Raw genomic sequence first — 13,957 nt, 5'->3', positions numbered from 1 at the left:
CCGCGCCGGCGTCGCAGACTCGGCGCGCCCGCCCCGGGAGGTTTCCATGCGACGGATGGTGGCGATGGCGACGGTCGGCGTCCTGCTCTGCGCGGGCGACGCGCTCGCGGCGAGACGGATCACGCGCTGCTGCGTGACGATCACGGACGGCGAGGGATCGCGGCGCCCGTACTGCTTCAATCTCGAGACGCGCACGCGGCGCGCCGGGCGGCTCGTGTGCAGGCTCGTCGGCGGCCGACCGCAGCGCGGGCGGTCGTACTGATGGCCGTCGTGCTCGACCGGCATGCGGTGGCCGAGATCGACCGCGCCATGGCGGAGGATCGTACCATGCCGCCCGCGGACGCGATCGCACGGCGCCTCGGCGCCGCGAGCTGGACCCTCACGTTCGCAAGCGACGGCCGCCTGCGTGCGGTGACGGTGCTCGCGGACGAGGTGGCGCTGCGGCTGCCGGAGGCGAAGGCGAGGGTTCCCGAGCCGCCGAAACCCCCGCTCGAGCGGATGTTCGCCCTTCGACCCGACGGTGGCCTCGCGAAGCTCCTCGGCGGGCGCGAAGCCACCGGACGCCAGCTCGTCGATCTGGCGCTTCGGCAGACCGCCCCGGAGATTCGGGCGGAGGCGGCACGGGTCGCGGTCGAGGCGGCGATGAAGGATCCCGAGCTCGAGCGGATGCTCCTCGGCGCCCTCGAGGGCGTCGACGATCGGACCCTCGCCCAAGGGCTCACGGGTGTCGCGGGCGACGGAGCGATCGGGCTGCTTTCGCTGGTGGCCGAGCAGGCGCGGGGCCGTCCGCTCGGTACCCGCGCAGGCCGCCTGCTGGTGCAGCTCGGCGTGACGGGCGAGTAGCGGTTGCCAGCTCGCGGGGAGCGCGCGTACGCTCCCCTGTGATGCGGGCCGCGGCCATCGTTCTCGTGCTCGTCGCCGTCGGTCGCGTTGCCGCGGCCCTCGGCGATCTGCGCTACGAGAACGAGCGCGTGACGGCGCGCTTCGAGCACGTTCCCGTCGCCGACGCGGTCGCCGCGCTCGCCGGCGCGACCGGGGCCGAGCTGCACGGCGGCGTCATCTCGACGCGCGAGGTAACGCTCGTGCTCGACGCGGTGCCGGTCGAGGAGGCCCTGCACCGGCTCCTCGGCGACCAGAACTTCACGGTGAGCTACGCCGACGCCGGGCGCGTCACGCGCATCGTGCTGCGCGGCGGGCCCGAGGCCCCGGCGCCGCCGCCGGCCGGGTCGCCCGCCGCCGGCGCCGCTCCCGAACCGGCGAAGCCGGGCTTCCCCGTCGTCCTCGGGCGGATGTTCGATCGGCACCGCCCGATCGACATCCCGGAGCCGCTCGCGAAGGAGGTCGGTGCGAACAAGCTCGGGATGCCCGAGCTCCTCCAGATGGCGATGGCCGACGAGAACGGCATCAATCGCGCTCTCGCGACCAACGTCGTCCTGACGGCGCTCGAGCGCGAGGCGCGCTATCGCCGGGCGTTCCTTCGCTCGCTGCATCGCCTCGATCCCGAGGAGCTGGCCGGCATCGCGACCGGACCCGACGGTGCGCGCTTCGAGGAGATCCTCGAGTTCCTGGCGGCGCACTCGCGCGAGCCGACGCTCCAGAAGAAGGCGGGCGTCGTGCTCGACCAGCTGCGTGAGGCGCGCGACGGCGCCAGCGGCTGAGCGTGCTCAGTGGGCGTGCCGCTGGTAGCGCGCCACCGCGGCATTGTGGTCGGCGAGCGTCGCGGAGAACTGGTGCGAGCCGTCGCCACGCGCGACGAAGTAGAGATAGTCGACCGGCGCCGGATCGACCGCCGCTTCCAGCGCCGCGCGGCCTGGATTCGATATCGGCGTCGGGGGAAGGCCCGGGATCGTGTAGGTGTTGTAGGGCGTCGGCCGGTGCAGATCGGCGTGCGTCAACGCGCGATCGCCCGGCTCGCGCCCGTAGAGCACCGTCGGATCGGACTGCAGCGGAATGCCGCGACGCAGGCGGTTCACGAACACGGCCGCGACGAGCCGGCGTTCGTCGGCGCGATGCGCCTCTTCCTCGACCAGCGAGGCCAGCGTGACGACCTGGTGCAGCGTGAGCCCGAGTTTCGCGGCCTTCATCACGAGCGCCGGCGTCGCAACGTCACGGAAGCGCTTCAACATGGCGCGCAGGATGCGATCCGGAGGCGTCGCGAGGGGGAAGCTGTAGGTGTCCGGGAAGAGATATCCCTCGGCCCCCTCGGGCGGGAGATCTTCGGCGGCGAGAAACGCGGGATCGTCGAGGAGGCAGTAGAAGCTCTCCTCCGCGCCGAAGCCGGCGCCCGCGAGCGCGCCGACGACCTCGCGCACCGTCAGGCCCTCCGGGATCGTCACCGGATGGAGCGGGTCGGGGCGCGAGGTCACGCGCGCCAGGAGCTCGAGCGGCGAGAGGGGCGTGGTGATCAGGAACTCGCCCCACCGGACGTCGCGGTCCTGCCCGGTGGCGCGTGCCCACAGGGTGAGGAGCTGCGGGAAGCGGAGGACGCCCAGCGCCGCGAGCTCGTCCGCGACCTGCGCGAAGCGCTGCCCCTCCTCGATCGTCACGACGATCGGCGCGTTTACCGGCGGACCCGAGCGATGGAGCAGGACGACGGCCCCGGCCACGACGCCGATTGCCGCCATAAGTCCGCAGACCATCAGGGTGATGACGACGCGGCGCTTCACAGGCGATGCCCCGCCAGGTACGACCGCAGGATGCCCGCGGCAGCCACCTGGTCGACGAGCGCCCGGCGATCCCTGCGCTTGACCCCCGTCTCACGCAGCAGGTCCTCGGCCTCCACGGTGGTGAGGCGTTCGTCCCAGAGGTCGGCCGGCAGACCCAGGTGCTGCGAGAGCTTGCTCGCAAAGCGCCGCACCTTCGCCGCCTGCGGGCCCTCGCTGCCGTCCATGTTGAGCGGCAGCCCGACGACGAGCCGCTCGGGTGCAAAGGGAGCGAGGAGTCGCGAGATCGCCTCGAAGTCCCGAACCCCACCAACGCGCCGCACGACTCCCACACCGCGAGTCGTGATCCCCAGCTCGTCGCAGACCGCGACTCCGATGCGCGCGTCGCCGACGTCGAGCGCCGCGAGCCGCATCGGCCGCGCTCTAACATCGGGACCCGAACCCCGCAATCCCAAAGAAAAATCCGGGGGAATGCATTGACATCCGCTAGGGCCTTTGGCAGGGTTCGCCCGCCCCAAACAGCTTTTGTGTCGCGTTCCCCAGCGCGGCCTGGATCGGAGGACCGGCGAGTGTCGAGAGGCCGAAACCTGGTCGGAAAGGTGCTGGCCCTCGTATTCATGGGGGCGCTGCTGCTTCCGAGTATCCTCGGTGCGAAAACCACCAAGCGCTGCGCCCGCTCGGGGCACAGAAAGGACGCGAAGGTCGTCCGGGCGCCCAGCACGCCGGCGACCAAGCGCAGTGGGGGAACCAAGCGGGTCGCACGCTCGAAACACCGTCTGAGATACGCCCGGACCCGGACCCCGGGGGTTCGGGGGAGCGTCGACGAGCACATCCACATCCGTAAAGGGGACACCCTCGAGAACATCCTGGCCGCCCGGGGTGTCGGCATCACGTACGCCCGGGAGTGGCTGTCGGCCGCCGTCGGTGCGTTCGATCTCTCGAAGATCCGCCCCCGTCACGGTCTCACGCTGCGCTTCGACCGCGAGACCAGGGAGCTGGAGTCGATCCGCTACGAGGTGGACGCCAAGAGCCTCCTGGTGGTCGAGTCGTCGAGCGACGGCATCCAGGCGCGGCTCGAGGACCTGCCGTACTTCGTCGAGGTCAAGGGCATCGCGGGCAGCATCGAGCGCGGATTGCGCGAGGACACGGTCGCCGCCGGCGTGCCGGCCCGCATTGCCGCCGACATCGCCGACATCTTCGGCTGGGACGTCGACGTCGAGACCGGGCTCCAGCCCGGCGACGAGTTCCGGGTGATCTACGAGAACATCTGGCAGGTCGGCATGAGGCAGCCGCAGGCCGGCAAGGTGCTGGCCGCCGAGCTCGTGATCGGCGGCAAGCGGCAGACGGCCCTCCTGTTCGAGAACGACGACGGCGAGGGCGCCTACTACCGTCCGTCCGGCGAGGCCGTCTCGCGCACGTTCCTGCGCTACCCGGTCGAGTTCACCGAGATCAGCTCGGAGTTCTCGCTTGAGCGCTTCCATCCGGTCCGCCGGCGATGGCGGCCCCACTGGGGCGTCGACTTCGCGGCTCCGTACGGTACCCCGGTTCGCGCGGCGGCGAACGGGACCGTCGCTTCGGCCGGCTGGGAGAGCGGGCTCGGACGCGCCGTACGTATCGACCACGAGAGCGCGGTCGCGTCGACGTACGGCCATCTCTCGCAGATCGCCCCGGCGGTCGTTCCGGGGGCGACGATCGAGCGCGGCCAGGTGATCGGCTACGTCGGGTCGACGGGTCTCTCGACCGGCCCGCACCTGCACTACGAGATCACGCGCGAGGGCGAGCACACCGATCCGCTCGAGTTCACGTGCGATCGCGAGCCCTCGATCACCGCGCCGCTGGCCCGGCAGTTCGATCGCACGAAGAAGGAAGCGGTGAAACAGCTCGCGTCGATTCCGGGCAACATGGAGCCGACGAACCTCTCGCTCTCGACCACGCTCTTCCAGGCGGCGGAGTAGACGACGCGATACCTGGACGGACCGCGGCCGCGCCTGTTCGCGCATCGCGGCGCCTCCGGCACGCATCCCGAAAACACGCTGGTCGCGTTCGCCGCCGGGCTCGCGGCCGGCGCCGACCGCCTGGAGCTCGACGTGCACGCGACCGCCGACGGCCACGTCGTCGTGCTGCACGACGCAACGCTCGAGCGGACGACGAACGGCGCGGGCCCGGTGCGAGCGATCCGGCTCGCGGAGCTCCAGCGCCTCGACGCGGGCTTCCACCTTCGCGCGGCCGACGGCAGCCACCCGTACCGCGGGCAGGGGATCCGCGTACCGACGCTGGAGGACCTCCTCGCCGCGCATCCGGACGTTGCGCTCAACGTCGAGGTGAAGCAGGGCGAGCCGCCGATCGTCGATGCCGTGCTCGCCGTCCTCGACCGGCACGACGCCCGCGAGCGGACGCTGCTCGCGGCCGAGCACCACGAGATCATGGAGAGCATCCGTGCCGTCGCGCCGGACGTCGTGACGGGCGCGTCGACGGCCGACGTCGCAGACTTCATCTTCCGGCTGCGCGATGGACGGCTCGCCGACTACCGGCCGGTTGCGACGGCGCTGCAGGTGCCGCCCGACCACGAGGGGATGCCCATCGTCACGGCGGAGTCGGTGGCCGCGGCGCACCGGTTCGGACTCGAGGTCCACGTGTGGACCATCAACGAGGGGGCCGAGATGGCGCGCCTGCTCGACCTCGGAGTCGACGGACTCATGACCGACTTCCCGGCGCGCGGCGCGGCGCTGCTGCGACGGCGCGGGCTCCGCCCGGTGTAGCATCGGGGCCACACCCGTGGCGCCGTCGCGACGGGGCTGGCCTCAGACTGCCGATCGTGTAGGGCAGGGCGGCGGGCACGCAAGCTGCAATCGGCCACCACGGGGAGGGCGCATGGTCCAGGAGAAGACGACCTACTGCCGAATCTGCGAGGTCACCTGTGGGCTCATTGCGACGATCGAGGACGGACGGGTGACGAAGCTCCGTCCGGATCCCGATCACGTCGTCTCGCGTGGCTACTCGTGTCCGAAAGGGCTCGCGTCGCACGAGGTGACGCACGATCCCGACCGTATCCTGCACCCGATGAGGCGGACCGCCGCCGGATGGGAGCGCATCTCGTGGGAGCAGGCGGTCGGCGAGATCGGCGCCAAGCTCAACGCCTTGCGCGCCGCACACGGCCCGCACGCGATCGCTCTCTACACCGGCAATCCGTCGGGCTACGCGTACGCGCATCGCATCTACTCCGCCAACTGGATCAAGGCGATCGGGAGCCGCAACTCCTACGGCGCGGGCTCGCAGGACAACCTGGCCGACTTCCTCGCCGCCCGCTTCCTGTACGGGGCGAGCTTCCGCCAGCCCATCCCCGACGTCGATCGTACGCGCTACCTCCTCGTCGTCGGAACGAACCCGCTCGTCTCGCAAGGCACGCTCGTCCACATGGTCGACGCGAAGGCGCGCCTGCGGGCGGTGGGCGAGCGCGGGGGCAAGGTCGTCGTCATCGATCCGCGCCGCACCGAGACGGCGCGTATCGCCGCCGAGCACCACTTCATCCGGCCGGGGACGGACACGTTCATGCTGCTCGCCATGGTGCGCACGATCCTGGAGGAGGGGCTGGAAGACCGCGCCTTCCTCGCGGCGAACGCGACCGGCGTCGAGTGGCTTCGCGATCGGGTGGGGCCGTTCACGCTCGAGCGCGCGGCCGCCGAGACGGGCATCGACGCCGACACCATCCGCCGCCTGGCGCGCGAGTTCGCGGCGGCCGACGGAGCGTGCGCCTTCGGACGCGCGGTCTGCGGTCCGTTCGGCACGCTGCAGGCCTGGGCGCTCGACGTGCTCAACGTCGTCACGGGCAACCTCGATCGCGCGGGCGGAGCGGTGTTCTCGGAGGGGCTCGTCGACCTGGCCGCCACCGTGCGCCAGCTCGGGCTCGACGGGTACGGCGAGCATCGAAGCCGCGTCCGCGATCTGCCAGGGGTCCTCGGCGAGCTGCCGGCGGGCGTGCTCGCCGACGAGATCACGACGCCGGGCGACGGACAGATCCGCGCGCTCGTCGTCACGGCCGGCAACCCCGTCGTCTCGATCGCGAACGGCGCCGCCCTCGCCGCGGCGATGAAGCAGCTCGAGTGCACGGTCGTCATCGACGTCTACATGAGCGAGACGGCCGCGCTCGCCGACTACTTCCTCCCCGCCGCCACGTCGCTCGAGCGCGAGGACTTTCCGGTCTTCCACGTGAACCTCCTCACCGAGCCGTATTCCCAGTGGACCGAGGCGATGATCCCGAAGCTGGGCGAGGCCAAGGAGGAGTGGGAGATCTTCACCCTGCTCGGCGACGCGATGGGTCTCACCTACCTCGCGAACCCGGCGGCGCATTGGCTGCGCCGGGCGCTCCGGCTCGCGGGCAAGGAGTTCTCGCCGCGCTGGATCATCGACGGGATGATCCGCACCGGGCCGATGGGCGACTGGTACTTGCCCTGGTCGCGTGGCTGGAACGTCGCGCGGCTCGCCGAGCATCCGCACGGCGTGCGCCTCGGGGAGCTGCGGACGGGCGTCCTGCGCGCGAAGCTCCTCACCGCCGACAAGCGCGTCGCGCTGCGCAGCGACGACATCGCGCGCGAAGCCGACCGGCTGCTGCGCGAGCCCGCGCTCGCGCCCGATCGCGAGTTCCCGCTGCGCCTGATCGGCCGGCGCGACAACCGTTCGAACAACAGCTGGCTGCGCAACGTCCCGAAGCTCATGCGCGGGGATCGCGATCGCCGCCTCCGCATGCATCCCGACGACGCCGCGCGACTCGGCATCGCCGACGGCGAGGTCGCGCGCGTGCGCAGCCGGGTCGGCGCGGTCGAGGCCGAGGTGCGCCTCTCCGACGAGCTGATGCCCGGCGTCGTGAGCCTGCCGCACGGCTGGAGCGACGGCATCGAGACCCACCGGCACGTGGTCGCAGAGCTCGGGCGCGGACCCAACTGCAACGACCTGATCGATCAGCACGCGATCGAGCCGCTCGCCGGCATGGCGTGGCTGAACGGCTTCCCGGTGTCGGTCGAGGCGCGCGGCGCCTGACTGCGGCTACGGGATTGCTTTGATCGACTGCCGGTGGGCGGAGCGGGGGGTCAGAGCGTCTTGCGGTACCACGTCTGCCCCGATCCGCGCGGGCAACCCTCGGCGCGTCCGACGGCGAGGAAGCTGAGCTTCTCGTAGAAGCGTGGCGCCTGGAAGTCGTGCGTGTCGAGCACGATGAGCGCGCAGCCGCGCGCGCGGGCTTCCCGCTCGGCCGTCGCCACGAGGTCGCGCCCGATACCCCTCCGGCGCAGGCGCTCGGTCACCCAGAGAAATTCGATCCGGCAGTAGCCGCCCCAGGTGTAGCCGGAAAGGCCGGCCAGCATGTCGCCCGCGTCGTCGCGAACGAAGCACGCGAGCCGGCGACCGTCGTCGAACCCGGTCGCGGCGCAGTTGAAGGCTTCGATCTCTGCCTGCAGTCGCGCGAGGTCCTTCGGATCGGGATCGGCTTCGAGGACGATCACGCGCGACGGCATGGCCGGCGCTACTTCTTCTTGACCTCGCCGCCGTGCGCCTCGATCAGCGCCATGAGACCATCGTGCAGGAGGCCGTTCGAGGCGACCATCCCCGGCCGCAGCGGCGAGCGTCGATTGAAGACGAGGGGCTCGCCCTCGAGCCCGGTCACCTTGCCGCCCGCCTCCTCGACCAGGATCGTGCCGGCGCAGATGTCCCACTCGTTCTTCGGCGTGAGCGTGAACGTGGCGTCGCCGTTGCCGACCGACAGCTCGGCGAGCTTGAAGGCGACGCTGCCCGTCAGCTCCACGTGGCAATACGGCTTGAACGGCTCCCACTCGCCGCGCTTGTCCTCGGAACGGCTCGCCATCACGTGTGCGAGCGCGACGTGCGCCTGCTTGCTGACGCGCGCGGGCGAGCCGTTGAGGGTCGCGCCGGCGCCGCGGGCGGCCGAGTACATCCGGTTGGTCGCCGGGTTGTACTCGACGCCGACCACCGGTTTGCCGTTCTCGACCAGCGCCACGCACACGCAGAACTCCGGCACGCGCAGCGTGAACTCGCGCGTGCCGTCGAGCGGGTCGACGATCCACACGCGCTCCTTCGCGAGACGCTCGGGTGAGTCCTTCGTCTCCTCCGAGAGCCAGCCGTAGTCGGGAAAGGCACCGAGGAGGCGCTCTTTCAGCAGGTCGTCCGACTCCGAATCGGCCTGCGTGAGCCAGTTCTCCTCGCGCCCGGCACCCTTGTCGCTCTTCGCGACCTGCTCGATCGGCTTCTCGTAGTATCGTTTGACGATGGCGCCCGCTTCACGCGCCGCCGCCTCGGCGACCGCTCGTTCCCGCTCGAACGATGGCATCCGGGTTCCGTACACCATCGGCGCGTGGTAACCAACCGCTCGTGCGTACGCTCGTGATCGTGCTCGCGACGGCCGGCGGCGCGGGCTACGCGCCCGTCGCGCCCGGCACGGTGGGCGCGCTCGTTGCGCTGCCGCTGGTGCCGTGGATCGCGGCCCTGCGCGCCCAGTCGTGGAGCCTCGCCACCGGGCTCGTGCTCGTGATCGTCGTCGTGGCGATCTGGGTTGCGGGACGCGCCGAGGCGATCTTCGGCCAGGTCGACCATTCGCGCATCGTGGTCGACGAAGTGGCCGGCATCGCCGCCGCCGCGCTCTTCGTGCCCGCGACCTGGGTCGCGGCCGGGATCGTCTTCGTCGTGTTCCGGGTCTTCGACGTCGTGAAACCGTTTCCCGCCGGCGCGATCGACCGCGGCGTGCACGGCGGGCTCGGCGTCGTGGGCGACGACGTCGTCGCCGGGGTGTACGCGGGCGTCGTCACGCGCGTGCTGCTGGAGGTGCTGTGATCAAACGTGCCGCCGTCCTGTCCACCGGCGACGAGCTCACGACCGGGCGGATCGCCGATACCAACGCGCAGTGGATTGCCGACAAGCTGTTCGAGCTCGGCATCGACCTCGTCACCGTCATCACCGTCGGCGACTATCCGGAGCGCCTCGAGTGGGCGTGGCGGCAGGCGCTCGCGCAGGCCGACCTCGTGATCTCGACCGGCGGCATCGGCCCTACGGCGGACGACCTCACGACCGAGACCGTCGCCGCGGTGCTCGAACGCGCGCTCGTCGAGGACACGCCGTCGGCCGATCGCATCCGCCGCTTCTTCGCATCGCGCGGCGTCGAGATGCCGCAGAACAACCTGAAGCAGGCCATGGTCCCCGAGGGCGCCGTCATCGTCCCGAACGCGCTCGGCACGGCGCCCGGATACCGCGCCACGGCGGGCGGCAAGCACGTCATCGTGCTGCCCGGCGTGCCCCGCGAGATGAAGCCCATGGTCGAGGAGACGGTGCTCCCCTGGCTGCGCGCGCAGCAGGGCGGTGACGTCTACCTGGCGCACGTCTTCCAGACGTTCGGCATCTCGGAGTCGGGGCTCGACGAGCTGGTCGCTGGCGTCGTCGATCCCGGCGAAGGTCGGGTGTCGTTCCGTGCGAGCTTTCCGGAGGTGTCGCTCCGCGTGGTCGTGCGCGGCGCTCCCGACGAAGCGGCGCGCCGGCTCGAGAGCGTCGCGTCCCGCATGCGCGAGCGCCTCGGTGAGTTCTGCTACGGCGAAGGCGCCACCACGTCGATGGAAGAGGTGGTCGGTACCGCGCTCCGCCGCGAGGGCCTCAAGCTCGCGCTCGCGGAGTCGTGCACGGGCGGGCTCGTCGGCCACCGCGTGACGTCCGTTGCGGGCTCGTCGGCGTACTTCCTGGGCGGCGTCGAGGCGTACGCGAACACGGCCAAGATGGCGCTCCTCGGCGTGCGGCGCGAGACGCTCGAGGTCCACGGTGCGGTCAGCGAGGAGACGGCGGGCGAGATGGCGGCCGGCGCGCGGCGGGCGTTCGGTGCGGACCTCGCCGTGTCGACCACGGGCGTCGCCGGCCCCGATGGCGGCACCAGGGAGAAGCCCGTCGGCCTCGTCTGCTTCGGGCTCGCCTCGAAGGACGGCGTGCGGACGGCGACGCACCAGCTCTGGGGCACGCGCGACTGGGTGAAGCTCCTCGCCTCGCAGGTGGCGCTCGACATGGTGCGACGGTCGGCGCTCGGCCTTCCGCCCTGGGATCCATCGCTCTTCCGCCGCCGCTGATGCGATGCTTCGTCGCCGTCGACCTCGCCGACGAGGCGCGCGCGGCGATCGCGGCGGTGCAGGCGGCGCTGCGCGCCGCGGGTCCGAGGGCGGACGTCCGGTGGGTCGATCCCGCGGCGTTGCACCTGACACTCAAGTTCCTCGGCGCGACCGACGACGCGCAGCTCCCGCAGGTGCGGGACGCGATCGCGACCGTGGCCTCGTCGCACGCGCCGTTCCGGATCGGTCTCGCCGGGGTCGGGGCGTTTCCGAGCCTCGCCCGGGCGCGGACCCTGTGGGCCGGCGTCGCGCGCGGCCTGCGCGAGCTCGGCCTCCTCGCCGCCGACGTCGAGCGCGCCGTCCTGCCGCTCGGGTTTCCGCTCGAGGCGCGTCCTTTCGGCGGCCACGTGACGCTCGGCCGGGTGCGCTCGCCCCGCGGCCTCGGGCCGGTGCGCGACGAGGCGACCGGGTTCGGGCAGAGAGGGCTCGGTGACTGGACGGTCGCGGAGGTCGTGCTCTACCGGAGCCACCTCAGCTCGAGCGGGTCGGTCTACGAGCCGCTCGCGAGGCTCGCGCTCGGCGGCGCGCCAGTCGGCGAGGACGGGTAGCCAGCAACTCGGGACCATGGACACGGCAGTTCTCGCCCCGGCGGGGGCTCTTGTGGGCCGAGCCTCGTCCATGGTTCTGTCGCCGCGAGATGAAGCGCGGGACAGCCCGTCTCGGACTGGTCCTCCTCGGCGTGTCCTTCATCGCTTCGGGGAGCGCGGCCACGGCCGATGCCGACGTGCTCTGTCTGAGGAAGTCGGGCGCGGTGATCGTGCGCAAGGCCTGCCGCGATCGCGAGACGGTGCTCGATCCAGGCGAGGTCGGTCTGGTCGGGCCTTCCGGACAGCCCGGGTCGCCCGGCGCCATGGGCCCCGACGGCCTGTTGCCCTTCGAGGTGCTCGACGCGCGCGGAGTGGCCGTCGGCGTGGTGGCGAGCGTCGACGGCCTCGTGCTTCTCGAGCACCCTGCGCTCGAGCGGCCGGTCCTCTTCGACGTCAGCCCGGAGGGGTTCGCCGACCGGAGCAACGACCGCCTCTATCACGAGCTCGCTGGCTGCACCGGGGCCGCCGCCCTGAGGGCGTCCACCGCGATCGCCGGCCTCGTTCCGACCGCGGTGCTCATGGGACCGGTCGCGTTCTACGAGACGGGATCGTTCGGCTCGTTCACGGCCGCGTCCTACGAGCAAGAGTGCGGCACTGGCGAGGTGCCATCGACGCCTCGCGGTACGTGCTGCACCGACACCGGCTTCCCCCTCATGCTGACAGACACCTTCCCGGCCGCACGCGTCGGGCTGTCGGTCCTGGGTTTCGAAGCGCCGTTCCGGATGGTGGTGCGATGACGCGCGGCGGGGCAGCACTCGTCGTGGCTCTCGTCGGGCTGCTCGCCGGCGGAGCGCCCGCCGACGCCCGGATGCTCTGCCGCAAGCCGTCCGGGAAGGTTTTCGCCCGCGATGCGTGTCGCAAGAAGGAGACACAGATCGACCCCGGGCAGCTCGGGGTCGGGGGCCCGCAGGGGATGGCGGGTGTGCCGGGAGCAATCGGCCCTGCAGGCCGCCTGCCGATTCGCGTCACCGACGCGAACGGCCGTGAGGTGGGGCCGCTCGCGGACATCTTCGGCGGCGCGCTCCTGGCGTTCACGCCAACGGGCGAGACGGCTCCGGTGCTGGTCGAGATCGACCCCAGCGGCGTCGCGGACAGCGCCCGGTTCCGCGGGGACGCTTTCGATACCCAGATATCCTACGAGTCGACCGACTGTACCGGCGAGCCGTTCCTCTTCTTCGATTCATTTCGGGGCACGTTCTTCGCCCCCACGCTCGTCATAGGAAGCACGGTGTCGTATCCGGTCGGAGCAACGCGGGATATCACCGTCCGCTCGATCGAGCATCCGCGAACGGCGGGGCTCTGCGGTGCTCTGACGCCCACCGAGCGTGGCACCTGCTGCGAGGGAGGATTGCCTCAAGCGATACAGACGCGGATCCCGGCGCGCCGCTTCGCCATCGCCGACATCCCTTTCACTCCGCCGTTCTCGGCTGCACTCCGGTGAGCCCATGCGTCGATTTCTCTTGACCCTGCTCGCCGTGGCGCTCACCGCCGAGGTCGTGAGCGCCACGGTCCTGTGCACCGCGCGCTCGGGGCAGATCGTGGCGCGCGAGCGCTGTCGCAAGCGCGAGCGACCCCTCGATGTCGTGGGCGTCGGCCAGCCCGGCTCCGACGGTGCGATGGGTTCGCCGGGCGCGCCCGGCCGCTCGCCGCTCCGGGTCGTCGATGCCGCCGGCACGGAGGTGGCGCTGCTGCGTCTCATCGGCCCCTCGAACGACAGCGTGCTGCTGACGCATCCGCTGCTCGGAGGTCCCCGGCGGGTTACGGTCACCCGCCAGGGCTCGCTCGACGGCCAGGTGTTCCACGCCTCGCCCGACTGCTCGGGCGACGCGTTCATCCGTGACCCCGGACCCGTGTTCGTGGCGACGGCCGAGGTCCTCGCAGACGTCGTCTACTGGCCGGCTGACGGAAGCGGCCAGGCGGCCACGATGGGCTCGTTCCATACCAACGTCGACTCGGGCGGGGGCAGCGTCCCGATCGCCGGGGGGACCTGGTGCCGGCCGGGCTCGGAGATCGGCACCTGGGTGCCCGCGCTGAGTGTTCCGCTCTCCGCGATCGGCATCACGCCGCCGCTGCGCGCCGAGGCGCGGTGAGCGGGCGACGAGGCGGACGCTACTGGAGATCGCTGTCGAGCGTGTACGAGCCGTACGATTCGGTCGTGTACCCGTCGACGTAGACGTAGTAGGTCGTGCCGCCGGTCACGGGGAGCTGCAGCACCTCGGTCGCGTTCTCGCCGAGCACGTCTTCGCACGCGAGCTCGGTCTGCGGGTCGTCGCAGGTCGTGCGGACGTAGATCCCGCCATCCCAGTCGCTGGTGAGCGAGAGGGTGAGGGTGCCGTCGGTGGCTGGCGTGACGACGTAGACCAGGTCCGGCGCCTGGGCGTTCTGCATGCAGCCGACACCGGGCCCATGATCGATTCCGGTGCCCGTGTCGCCGTTCGCGGTGGTTCCGATCGAGAGCGGTCGCGGCAGCGCGCAGCTCTGGCCCGTCGGGGTCGTGGTGGTGGTCGTGGAGCGCGTCGTCGAGGTCACGTTCATCGACGTGGTCGACGGGGTCGTGGTG

Annotated in this window: 17 protein-coding genes; 12 read left to right on the top strand and 5 right to left on the bottom strand. The window is 71.5% G+C overall.

The window, feature by feature from the left end; translation table 11 throughout:
- Positions 1 to 46: 46 nt before the first annotated feature.
- The 3 genes from VMS22_22365 to VMS22_22355 are packed head-to-tail and all read left to right on the top strand — an operon-like array spanning position 47 to position 1,658.
- Complete coding sequence (locus VMS22_22365) at positions 47 to 262, top strand: hypothetical protein (GenBank protein HXJ36790.1); 216 nt, start codon at positions 47 to 49, stop codon at positions 260 to 262.
- Positions 262 to 843 (top strand): hypothetical protein, encoded by a 582-nt coding sequence (locus VMS22_22360; protein HXJ36789.1) that lies wholly within the window; start codon positions 262 to 264, stop codon positions 841 to 843. Before VMS22_22365 ends, VMS22_22360 begins: the two co-directional genes overlap by 1 nt.
- 41 nt (positions 844 to 884) lie before the next feature.
- Positions 885 to 1,658, top strand: coding sequence for a hypothetical protein (locus VMS22_22355; protein ID HXJ36788.1), 774 nt, complete (start codon positions 885 to 887; stop codon positions 1,656 to 1,658).
- A gap of 6 nt (positions 1,659 to 1,664) precedes the next feature.
- Here the strand turns inward: VMS22_22355 and mltG are convergent, their stop codons facing one another.
- Both mltG and ruvX read right to left on the bottom strand, forming a co-directional pair.
- Positions 1,665 to 2,666 (bottom strand): endolytic transglycosylase MltG, encoded by a 1,002-nt coding sequence (gene mltG / locus VMS22_22350; GenBank protein ID HXJ36787.1) that lies wholly within the window; start codon positions 2,664 to 2,666, stop codon positions 1,665 to 1,667.
- The gene (gene ruvX, locus VMS22_22345; protein ID HXJ36786.1) at positions 2,663 to 3,076 is read right to left on the bottom strand and encodes a Holliday junction resolvase RuvX; all 414 of its coding nucleotides are present in this window, start codon (positions 3,074 to 3,076) and stop codon (positions 2,663 to 2,665) included. The genes mltG and ruvX overlap by 4 nt, the downstream gene beginning before the upstream one ends.
- 156 nt (positions 3,077 to 3,232) lie before the next feature.
- Here ruvX and VMS22_22340 point away from each other — a divergent pair, with 156 nt between their 5' ends.
- The 3 genes from VMS22_22340 to VMS22_22330 all read left to right on the top strand — a co-directional run bounded on the left by VMS22_22340 (position 3,233) and on the right by VMS22_22330 (position 7,697).
- Complete coding sequence (locus tag VMS22_22340) at positions 3,233 to 4,618, top strand: M23 family metallopeptidase (protein ID HXJ36785.1); 1,386 nt, start codon at positions 3,233 to 3,235, stop codon at positions 4,616 to 4,618.
- A 12-nt stretch (positions 4,619 to 4,630) separates the two neighbouring features.
- Entirely contained in the window at positions 4,631 to 5,422 is a 792-nt protein-coding gene (locus tag VMS22_22335; GenBank protein HXJ36784.1) for a glycerophosphodiester phosphodiesterase, read from the top strand.
- A 112-nt stretch (positions 5,423 to 5,534) separates the two neighbouring features.
- On the top strand, positions 5,535 to 7,697 hold the full coding sequence (locus VMS22_22330) for a molybdopterin-dependent oxidoreductase (protein HXJ36783.1): 2,163 nt from the start codon (positions 5,535 to 5,537) through the stop codon (positions 7,695 to 7,697).
- 50 nt (positions 7,698 to 7,747) lie between these two features.
- Here VMS22_22330 and VMS22_22325 read toward each other — a convergent pair whose 3' ends face one another.
- Complete coding sequence (locus VMS22_22325) at positions 7,748 to 8,170, bottom strand: GNAT family N-acetyltransferase (protein ID HXJ36782.1); 423 nt, start codon at positions 8,168 to 8,170, stop codon at positions 7,748 to 7,750.
- Positions 8,171 to 8,178: 8 nt separating this feature from the next.
- Positions 8,179 to 9,000: a 3'(2'),5'-bisphosphate nucleotidase CysQ gene (locus tag VMS22_22320; protein HXJ36781.1), complete on the bottom strand. Its 822-nt coding sequence runs from the start codon at positions 8,998 to 9,000 to the stop codon at positions 8,179 to 8,181.
- A 41-nt stretch (positions 9,001 to 9,041) separates the two neighbouring features.
- Between VMS22_22320 and VMS22_22315 the strand changes: the two genes are divergently transcribed.
- The 6 genes from VMS22_22315 to VMS22_22290 all read left to right on the top strand — a co-directional run bounded on the left by VMS22_22315 (position 9,042) and on the right by VMS22_22290 (position 13,487).
- On the top strand, positions 9,042 to 9,500 hold the full coding sequence (locus VMS22_22315) for a phosphatidylglycerophosphatase A (GenBank protein ID HXJ36780.1): 459 nt from the start codon (positions 9,042 to 9,044) through the stop codon (positions 9,498 to 9,500).
- Positions 9,497 to 10,771: a competence/damage-inducible protein A gene (locus tag VMS22_22310; protein ID HXJ36779.1), complete on the top strand. Its 1,275-nt coding sequence runs from the start codon at positions 9,497 to 9,499 to the stop codon at positions 10,769 to 10,771. The genes VMS22_22315 and VMS22_22310 overlap by 4 nt, the downstream gene beginning before the upstream one ends.
- The gene (gene thpR / locus VMS22_22305) at positions 10,771 to 11,358 is read left to right on the top strand and encodes an RNA 2',3'-cyclic phosphodiesterase (protein ID HXJ36778.1); all 588 of its coding nucleotides are present in this window, start codon (positions 10,771 to 10,773) and stop codon (positions 11,356 to 11,358) included. The genes VMS22_22310 and thpR overlap by 1 nt, the downstream gene beginning before the upstream one ends.
- An 89-nt stretch (positions 11,359 to 11,447) precedes the next feature.
- Positions 11,448 to 12,134, top strand: a complete 687-nt coding sequence (locus VMS22_22300) for a hypothetical protein (GenBank protein ID HXJ36777.1) — start codon at positions 11,448 to 11,450, stop codon at positions 12,132 to 12,134.
- Positions 12,131 to 12,838: a hypothetical protein gene (locus tag VMS22_22295; protein ID HXJ36776.1), complete on the top strand. Its 708-nt coding sequence runs from the start codon at positions 12,131 to 12,133 to the stop codon at positions 12,836 to 12,838. Before VMS22_22300 ends, VMS22_22295 begins: the two co-directional genes overlap by 4 nt.
- Before the next feature lie 4 nt (positions 12,839 to 12,842).
- Positions 12,843 to 13,487, top strand: a complete 645-nt coding sequence (locus VMS22_22290; GenBank protein ID HXJ36775.1) for a hypothetical protein — start codon at positions 12,843 to 12,845, stop codon at positions 13,485 to 13,487.
- 19 nt (positions 13,488 to 13,506) lie between these two features.
- On the opposite strand, the gene VMS22_22285 is transcribed toward VMS22_22290, so the two are convergent.
- Positions 13,507 to 13,957 (bottom strand): hypothetical protein (locus VMS22_22285; GenBank protein ID HXJ36774.1); only part of this gene is annotated, 451 nt, incomplete at its 5' end.

The sequence above is a fragment of the Candidatus Eisenbacteria bacterium genome (assembly GCA_035577985.1).
Taxonomy (GTDB): Bacteria; Desulfobacterota; Binatia; order DP-6; family DP-6; genus DATJZY01.
The sequence above is the reverse complement of the archived record's forward strand: the minus strand, read 5'-3'. Positions and strand labels throughout refer to the sequence as shown.